The following is a 7,536-nucleotide window of genomic DNA, read 5'->3' on the forward strand; positions in this document are numbered from 1 at the left end:
GACCTCGGCGTCACCGATCAGAAAGCCGCCGATAAAATGTGGGCTGAAATCGACAGGCAAGTCACCGACAAGGCACCTGCGGTCGGCCTCTTCACGCCGAAGCGGCTCGATTTCGTCAGCAAACGTCTTGGCAATTTCAAGTTCAACAGGCAGTTCAACTGGATGATCACCCAATCCTGGGTACAGTAATGGCCTGGGTGCAGTAACGAACCGCGGAGGGGCACGTCCGTGTCGAACGTAGCTGTCGCCGCGCCGCGCAAGACGCGAGGGCCCTGGGCCGTCGCGTTTGCGAAGCTGGCAAGGGACAGGGCTGCCATGGCGTCGCTGGCCGTGTTCCTCCTCATCGTCCTTGCCTGCCTCAGTGCGCCTCTTTATGCGAAATGGGCAGGCGTGGACCCCTTCGCCTCGACGCTCGACGCCGTCATCCAGATCGACGGTGCCGACGTTCCGGTGATGGAACAATCGACGGAGGGGCTCGGGCTTGGCTACACACCGCTCGGCCCGACCTGGCGGCTGGGCAATTATTTCCTCGGCGCCGACAGCCAGGGGCGCGATGTCATGGCCAGGATGCTCTATGGCGGGCTGAGCTCGCTGCTGATCTCCGGAGCAGCCACCATCTTTACCCTGATCCTGGGCACGGCGGCGGGATTGATCGCCGGCTATTTCGGCGGTGTCACCGACACGGTGCTGTCGCGCTTCCTCGACATACTGTGGGCGTTCCCCATTTATCTGCTGGCGATTTCGCTCTCCATCGTGACCATCGCGCATGGCATCACGATAGGACCGATCCAGATCGAGTCCGGCAGTCTGTGGCTGCCTGTCATCATCATCGGTATCGTCTACGTGCCCTATGTGGCTCGTCCGATACGCGGGCAGGTTCTGGCACTGCGCAAAAGCGAATTCGTGCTCGCCGCGATCAATCTGGGCGTACCGGGATGGCGCATCCTGTGGCGCGACATCCTGCCCAACGTCACCACGACGCTGATCGTCTTCGTGCCGCTGATGATGGCGCTGAACATGCTTACGGAATCAGCCCTTTCCTTCCTTTCGATCGGCGTGCAGCCGCCGGCCGCGAGCTGGGGCACCATCATCCAGGACGGACAGGCGCTGCTCTACACCAGGCCACTGGTGGCGCTGGTGCCGGGCCTGGCGATCGCGGTTTCCGTCATGGCGCTCAATGTCTTCGGCGACGGTCTGCGCGACGCGCTCGACCCGCGCTCCAAGGTTCGGCTGGGGCGCGACTGATGATCTACGCAATCCTGCGCCGGTTCGGCCAGATGCTGTTCGTGATGTTCGGCATCTCGGTCATCGTCTTCCTGATTTTCTTCGCAACGCCGGGCTCCGATCCGGCGGCGCGCATCGCCGGCCGCAATGCATCGCCCGAAGTGCTGGAGGCGGTACGCCACAGCTTCGGCTTCGACCGGCCGCTCTACGTGCAATATGTGACGATGATGGAGAAGATCTTCGTCACCGGCGATCTGACCTCCTTCGTCAATCGTGGCTGGAAGGTGGTGCCGGCGGTCATGGATTCGATCCCGGTCACGCTCTCGCTGGTGTTCGGAGCGGCGATCCTGTGGGTGGTCGTCTCCATCATCATCGGCATCGCCGCCGCCGCCACGCGCGGCAGCTGGCTGGATAAGCTGCTGATGGCGCTAGGGCTGCTCGGTATTTCGATGCCGGTGTACTGGCTGGGCGAGGTGATGAACCTGATCACCCAGAGCCGCTACCACGACAGCTGGGCGTTCTCCTGGGTGCCGCCGCTCGGCTACAAGAACTTCTCCGACGATCCAAAGGGCTGGTTCCTGACCCTGGTCATTCCGTGGATCACGCTGTCCATTCTCTACATCGGCATTTATGGGCGCGTGCTGCGCGCGGCGATCATCGAATCCCTGCAGGAGGACTATATCCGTACGGCCCGGGCCAAGGGCCTGTCGGAGACCCGCATCCTGCTGCGCCATGCCTTGCGCACGTCGCTCATCGCCTTCGTCACCTTGTTCGGCCTGGATTTCGGTGCGCTGGTCGGAGGCTCGGCCCTGCTGACGGAGGTGGTGTTCGGGCTGCACGGCATCGGCAAGCTCACTTATGACGCGCTGCAGAATCTCGATCTGCCGATGATCATGGCAACGGTGATGTACGCTTCGATGTTCGTGGTTGTTGCCAATGCGGTCGTCGATTTCGTCTACATCCTTCTCGATCCGCGCCTGAGGACATCATGATACTGTCGGTGCGCGACCTCAAAGTATCCTTCCGCACAAATGATGGCCTGGTGCGGGCCATCGATGGCGTTTCCTTCGACCTCGAGGAGAGCGAGATCCTCGGCGTCGTCGGTGAGTCCGGTTCCGGCAAGACCGTGTCGCTGCTGGCCGTCATGGGTCTGATCACCGATCCCAACGCCACCATCGAAGGCTCGATCCGTTACAAGGGCCGCGAACTGGTGGGACTGCCCGCGCGCGAACTGAGGCGGCTGCGCGGCAACGAGATCGCGATGATCTTCCAGGATCCGATGACCGCGTTGACACCTGTCTACACGATCGGCTGGCAGATCGCCGAACAGATCCGCGCGCATCGCAACATCAGCAAGTCCAAGGCGATGGAGCGCGTGGAGGAATTGCTGGCCGAGGTGAATTTTCCGAACCCGCACGAGGCGATGTCGCGCTACCCGCACCAACTGTCCGGCGGCATGCGTCAACGGGCGGTGATCGCAATGGCTTTGTCCTGCAATCCGGCGTTGCTGGTGGCTGACGAACCGACCACGGCGCTCGACGTCACCGTACAGGCCGGCATTCTCGATCTGGTGCGCAAGCTGCGCGCGACGCACAAGTCGGCGGTGGTCTTCATCACGCATGACATGGGCGTGGTCTCCGAACTCGCCGACCGGGTCATGGTCATGTATGCCGGCCGCGTGGTGGAGCGCGGCAGTCGCGCGGAGCTGTTTTCCGATCCGCGACACCCCTATACGCGCGCGCTGCTCGGTTCGATCCCGCCGCTGACCGGCGAAAAACCACGCCGCCTGCCGGCCATTCCCGGTTCGCCGCCGTCATTGCTGCGATTGCCGCAGGGCTGTGCGTTCGGTCCGCGGTGCCCAGTTCACTATGAGCCCTGCGAGGCCGGCAAACCCGACCTCGGGAGCGGCACTCATGCCGCGGCGTGCTTCAGGGTGGCACAGGCATGAGCGGATCGATGACCGACAAGAACCGCCCCATTATCGAGACGCGTTCGCTGGGCAAGCGCTTTTCCATCGGCAGCCGTTTTTCCGCCGAAGGCAAGCGAACCGTTCATGCGGTCGACAATGTTTCCCTGACCGTGTGGCGCGGCGAGACGGTCGGCCTGGTCGGCGAATCCGGATGCGGCAAGTCCACGCTGGCGCGCTGCCTGGTGAGGCTCTACGACATATCGGACGGCGAGCTTCTGTTCGAAGGCAACGATATCACCTCGAAGTCGCTGTCCGAACTCAGGCCGCTCCGGCGCCGCCTGCAAATGGTTTTCCAGGATCCGTCGGCATCGCTCAATCCGCGCCGGCGCGTCGGCGACCTGGTGGCCGAGCCGCTGCGCATCCATGGCAGGCTCTCGTCGAGCGAGATCACCAGACGCGTGGCGGAACTGTTCGACCTTGTCGGCCTGCTGCCGGATCACGTCATGCGGTTTCCGCACGAATTTTCCGGCGGGCAACGCCAGCGCGTCGGCATCGCGCGGGCTATTGCATTGAACCCGGACCTCGTGGTCCTCGACGAACCCGTCTCCGCGCTCGACGTGTCGGTGCAGGCGCAAATCGTCAACCTGCTTGCCGATCTGCAGGAGAAGCTCAATCTCACTTACATCTTCATCGCCCACGACCTGTCGGTGGTACGTCAGGTTTCAACCCGCATAGCGGTCATGTATCTCGGCTCGATCGTCGAAGAAGGGCCGGCGGAAGAGGTGTTTGCAGCACCGGCCCATCCCTATAGCCAGGCGCTGATCTCGGCGGTTCCTATCGTGGAGACGACGCCCAGCGGGACGCGCAAGCGCATCATCCTCACCGGCGACGTACCGAGCCCTCTGAACCCTCCAACCGGCTGCCGTTTCCATCCCCGATGCCCGATCGCGGCGGAGCGCTGCCGATCGGAGCGGCCGCAGTTGCGGGAATACCGCCCCGGTCGCAAAGTCGCCTGCCACTTTCCGACGATGTAGGCGACACTCACCACCGCACAGGTGATCGCCTTCGCCTGACAGATTTCTAAAAAATTCCATTTTTGGCTGGAACCAACCGGCTGTTGGTGCGTTTGGTGGGGTTCGATCGAGCGCATTGCGGTCGACCGGGAGGAAACGATGGATCAATTGCATTTCTTTTCGCCCGTGCGGATTTCGCGCGGGCAAGGACACCCTGCGGAAGAAATCGATAGTGTTGCCGAAGCCATGATGTTCTTGCGGAAATGGCCAACGGGACGGCGCGGTCCGGTTTATCAGTGCGCGCTGAACTGTTGCTCGGCCGCTTTGTCGGGCCAGATGTCGGCCGAGGAAGCAAGGAAAGCGTTCACCGGCTTTGCCCGCATCACGCGCCTTCTCGACGATGACATGGCTTTGCCGGTAGGCGGCGAAGGCAAGGCAAGCGTGCACGCATTGCGGCGATAGGCTGTTGTCCTGACGGTCCTACAAGGTCTCGCGCTGCAGGGCGCGGGTTCTCGTTGAGCAATGCGCTCCGGGATGGGGCCTCGAAAGTTCGTCCTACATGGCACACTTTCACAGCGGACGGTCGTCGTTCATGCTTACTTCAGTCACGAGCTTGCGGCGAAGCGCCATGGTGTAGTCGTCTGGCCCCTTCGGCGTCATGACGAAGGCCTGGGAACCGCCAATGACCGATTTGGCAAAATAGGATGCCAGAGGTTGGTCGGGATTCTCATCCTCCGCCGGGATGGCGATGGCATTGATCGTATATCCCTTGGCTATGGCGTTCGACCTGCTCGGCTGGACGGGAAGCCCGTCGTTGTTCTCGCCATTGGAGGAGATATCGATGACTTTCTTTGCGGCCTTTCCCGGGAACTGGTCGAGCAGGAGACTGCCGATGTCGATAGCCGAGGAGACGGATGTTCCGCCACGCCCTCTGCGGATGAAGCCGGTATCGCCTTTCCTGCTGATCACCGCAGCCGCCGCTTCGGCATCTTCCAGTCCGCAGATGCTTGTCCACGGCAGCACGACGCGCGCGTGTCCGGGGCTCGACCACTCAAAATAGGCAACGCCGATGCAACCAACATAATTCCGGCTGATGGCGGCGATGATCTCTGGCGAGGTGAGTGCCGCGGCATGTCCCTCGCGTTGCATATCGGCGATCTTCGGATCGATGGATGACGAAAAGTCGACCGCGAACACGATGGCGACGTCAACGTTCGCGGCATGGGCAGAGACCCCCCAAAACAGCGAAGCTGCAAGTATTCCTGTCATTCTCGAGATTGAACCGGCCGGCGTCAGGAGACTGCCCCAGCCTGTCATCCGCACCCGTTCGCGAAAGGGTGGGGGGCCGGCGTCCTGATGATACACACTGCCAAACATGTCATTCCCCATCTCGACATCCGGTCGTTTCAAAAAGCGGGTTCAACTAGTGGAAATCTGGCGGGTGGCCTTGGTGCCCACGCCGAAGAGCAGCAGATCGGCCTTGGTCCACAAGAGATAACAGCCGAGCAAGGTCAGTGGCATGGCGAGGGCCGCGAAGGAGCCGCTCCACCAGACCTCAGGCAAACCGCGGGCGAGGGCCACTGTCGTCGCCAGCATTGCCGGCAACCGGCTGGCGAGCACCGCACTGCGGAACGGATCGGGCCAAGCGGCCGGCCAGATCGAAATTGGCGTGCCGGGCCTGTGAAAGGTGCTGCCGAATTTGCCCAGCGCATGCAGCAGGCCGGAGGTCGCCGCAAGCAATGGATCGCCGAGCAGCAACAGGGCAATGCCGAGCCCGATCGCACCCAGGCCCGACAGGAAGTCGCCCAGACGGTTGAGGGCGGGATCGGGAGCATCCGGCCTTGCCCAGGCCCGGTGATAGGCCTCGCCGCCCCAGAAGAAGACCAGGGTGGTCAAGGTCAGCGCAACAGTGCCATGGCTGCCAGCGAAATATTCGATCACCGCCATGGTGACGCTGCTTCCTTCATGCAGGCCGACCGGCGCGGTGGCAATCTGGATCGCCAGACCGACAATGAGGCCGAGCGCATTGCCGCTGTTGTAGTAGCCACCCGGTCCTTTCATGCGGGCGCGAAGCGCCGATACCAAATGTGCGACCGGAAGAAGGATTGTCCGCGCATCCATCACTGCGCCCCCGCGACAAGTCCGGCCGGGTCTGGAATACGTTTCGCATCACCGGCAAGGGCCATCACATTCCTCCACTGGACCTGAATTGTTGGGATGACGATCGCCCGCCCGATTTGCGGACGCAGTTGCAAAGGCAGGGGCCGCGTCGAAGGGTTGAACCGAAGCGGTTCGCAAGGACGTGCGTGCCTGCAGCGCTCGGTTCGACATTGCAACGGACAGGATCGCACCCAGGATGATGCCGGCACCCAAGACGCTCGCGGACGAGCTCCGCTCGCCGAGAAAGATTGCCGCGCCCAGCGCCCCGAAAACGCTTTCTGCGCTGACGATCACGGCGGCGTGGCTGGCCGGCGTAAAGCGGAGGGCAACCGTCTGTATGCCGAAGGCAATCGCAGTGGAGAACACGCCGAGGATGACCAGTTCCGGGCCGGCTGCGGATGCGGCGGCCAGCGACAGATTGCCTTGCATTGCACCGAGCGGCAGGGCGAAGGCTGCGGCGCCGAAGAACTGTGTCGCGGCAGCGGTGAACGGCCGCGCATGCACCTGCATGTGCCGGCCCAGCTCGACTGCCCAGAGCGCATAGCAGGCAGCCGAGAGCACAGCGGTAAGATCGCCACTGCTGAACCCGGCTATCCCATCCGACAACAGCAGGGCTCCAACAAGGGTCAATCCGGCGGCGATTGTAAGACTCGCTGTCGGACGTTCGCCTACGAGAAACCAGGCGGCCAGCGGTGTCATTACCGTTGCCGTGCTTACCAGGAAGCTCGCATTGGTGACGGAGGCCCCGAGATAGCAAAGCTGCTGGAGCGTGATGGAGATGGCAAACAGCGCGCCCACCTTGGCCAAGCTGGAAAAATAGTCCGGCCCGAGCGGAAGCCGCTTCTCCATGAAGACAAAGGGCAGCACAAGCAGCCCGCCGATCAGGCATCGCAGACCCACAGCACTCAGCGCGTCGAGATGCACAAGCACCATCTTTTGCGAGACATTGCCGAAGCCCCACAAAGCGGCTGCAAACAGCAGCAGCAAATTGGCTCTTGTCCTGGACACGCGCCCCCCTCGAACCAAGCCTTTCGTTGACTTGGTCGCCTTAATTTAGCAAAGCCTAAACAGCCTGCCGTTACGGCAGCGCTTGAGCGCGAAGGCCGACTGTTGCGAAGCGTTAGTTTTGAGTTAGGATTTCGTCAGGCTGGGATAGCAAATGCAAAGTGAGGACAGCGGCGCTGCAAATAGAATCTCACTCTTCGGCGGTTTCCGGATTGAAAATGAAAC

8 protein-coding genes and 1 pseudogene are annotated in these 7,536 nt (G+C 62.3%); 6 read left to right on the forward strand and 3 right to left on the reverse strand.

Annotated elements, in window-relative coordinates:
- The 6 genes and pseudogenes from EN925_RS15225 to EN925_RS15250 all read left to right on the forward strand — a co-directional run.
- Positions 1–189 (forward strand): annotated as a pseudogene (locus EN925_RS15225) (ABC transporter substrate-binding protein); the annotation flags it as partial.
- Between the two features lie 39 nt (positions 190–228).
- Positions 229–1,245, forward strand: a complete 1,017-nt coding sequence (locus EN925_RS15230; protein ID WP_063167981.1) for an ABC transporter permease — start codon at positions 229–231, stop codon at positions 1,243–1,245.
- On the forward strand, positions 1,245–2,216 hold the full coding sequence (locus EN925_RS15235; RefSeq protein ID WP_013531725.1) for an ABC transporter permease: 972 nt from the start codon (positions 1,245–1,247) through the stop codon (positions 2,214–2,216). Before EN925_RS15230 ends, EN925_RS15235 begins: the two co-directional genes overlap by 1 nt.
- Entirely contained in the window at positions 2,213–3,172 is a 960-nt protein-coding gene (locus EN925_RS15240; protein WP_024503324.1) for an ABC transporter ATP-binding protein, read from the forward strand. Before EN925_RS15235 ends, EN925_RS15240 begins: the two co-directional genes overlap by 4 nt.
- 8 nt (positions 3,173–3,180) lie before the next feature.
- Positions 3,181–4,167, forward strand: a complete 987-nt coding sequence (locus EN925_RS15245; protein WP_013531723.1) for a dipeptide ABC transporter ATP-binding protein — start codon at positions 3,181–3,183, stop codon at positions 4,165–4,167.
- A 138-nt stretch (positions 4,168–4,305) separates the two neighbouring features.
- Complete coding sequence (locus EN925_RS15250) at positions 4,306–4,608, forward strand: DUF982 domain-containing protein (RefSeq protein WP_024503323.1); 303 nt, start codon at positions 4,306–4,308, stop codon at positions 4,606–4,608.
- A gap of 108 nt (positions 4,609–4,716) precedes the next feature.
- On the opposite strand, the gene EN925_RS15255 is transcribed toward EN925_RS15250, so the two are convergent.
- From EN925_RS15255 to EN925_RS15265, 3 genes are all read right to left on the reverse strand, one after another.
- Positions 4,717–5,415 carry a DUF1194 domain-containing protein gene (locus EN925_RS15255; protein ID WP_164753615.1) on the reverse strand — a complete coding sequence of 233 codons (699 nt, stop codon included), beginning with the start codon at positions 5,413–5,415 and terminating at the stop codon, positions 4,717–4,719.
- A 150-nt stretch (positions 5,416–5,565) separates the two neighbouring features.
- On the reverse strand, positions 5,566–6,207 hold the full coding sequence (locus tag EN925_RS15260) for a hypothetical protein (RefSeq protein ID WP_245461133.1): 642 nt from the start codon (positions 6,205–6,207) through the stop codon (positions 5,566–5,568).
- Positions 6,208–6,315: 108 nt separating this feature from the next.
- Positions 6,316–7,314, reverse strand: coding sequence for a DMT family transporter (locus EN925_RS15265; protein WP_127388402.1), 999 nt, complete (start codon positions 7,312–7,314; stop codon positions 6,316–6,318).
- Between the last annotated feature and the right edge of the window lie 222 nt (positions 7,315–7,536).

This window comes from Mesorhizobium sp. M7A.F.Ca.US.006.04.2.1, from assembly GCF_004022915.1.
Classification (GTDB): Bacteria; Pseudomonadota; Alphaproteobacteria; order Rhizobiales; family Rhizobiaceae; genus Mesorhizobium; species Mesorhizobium ciceri.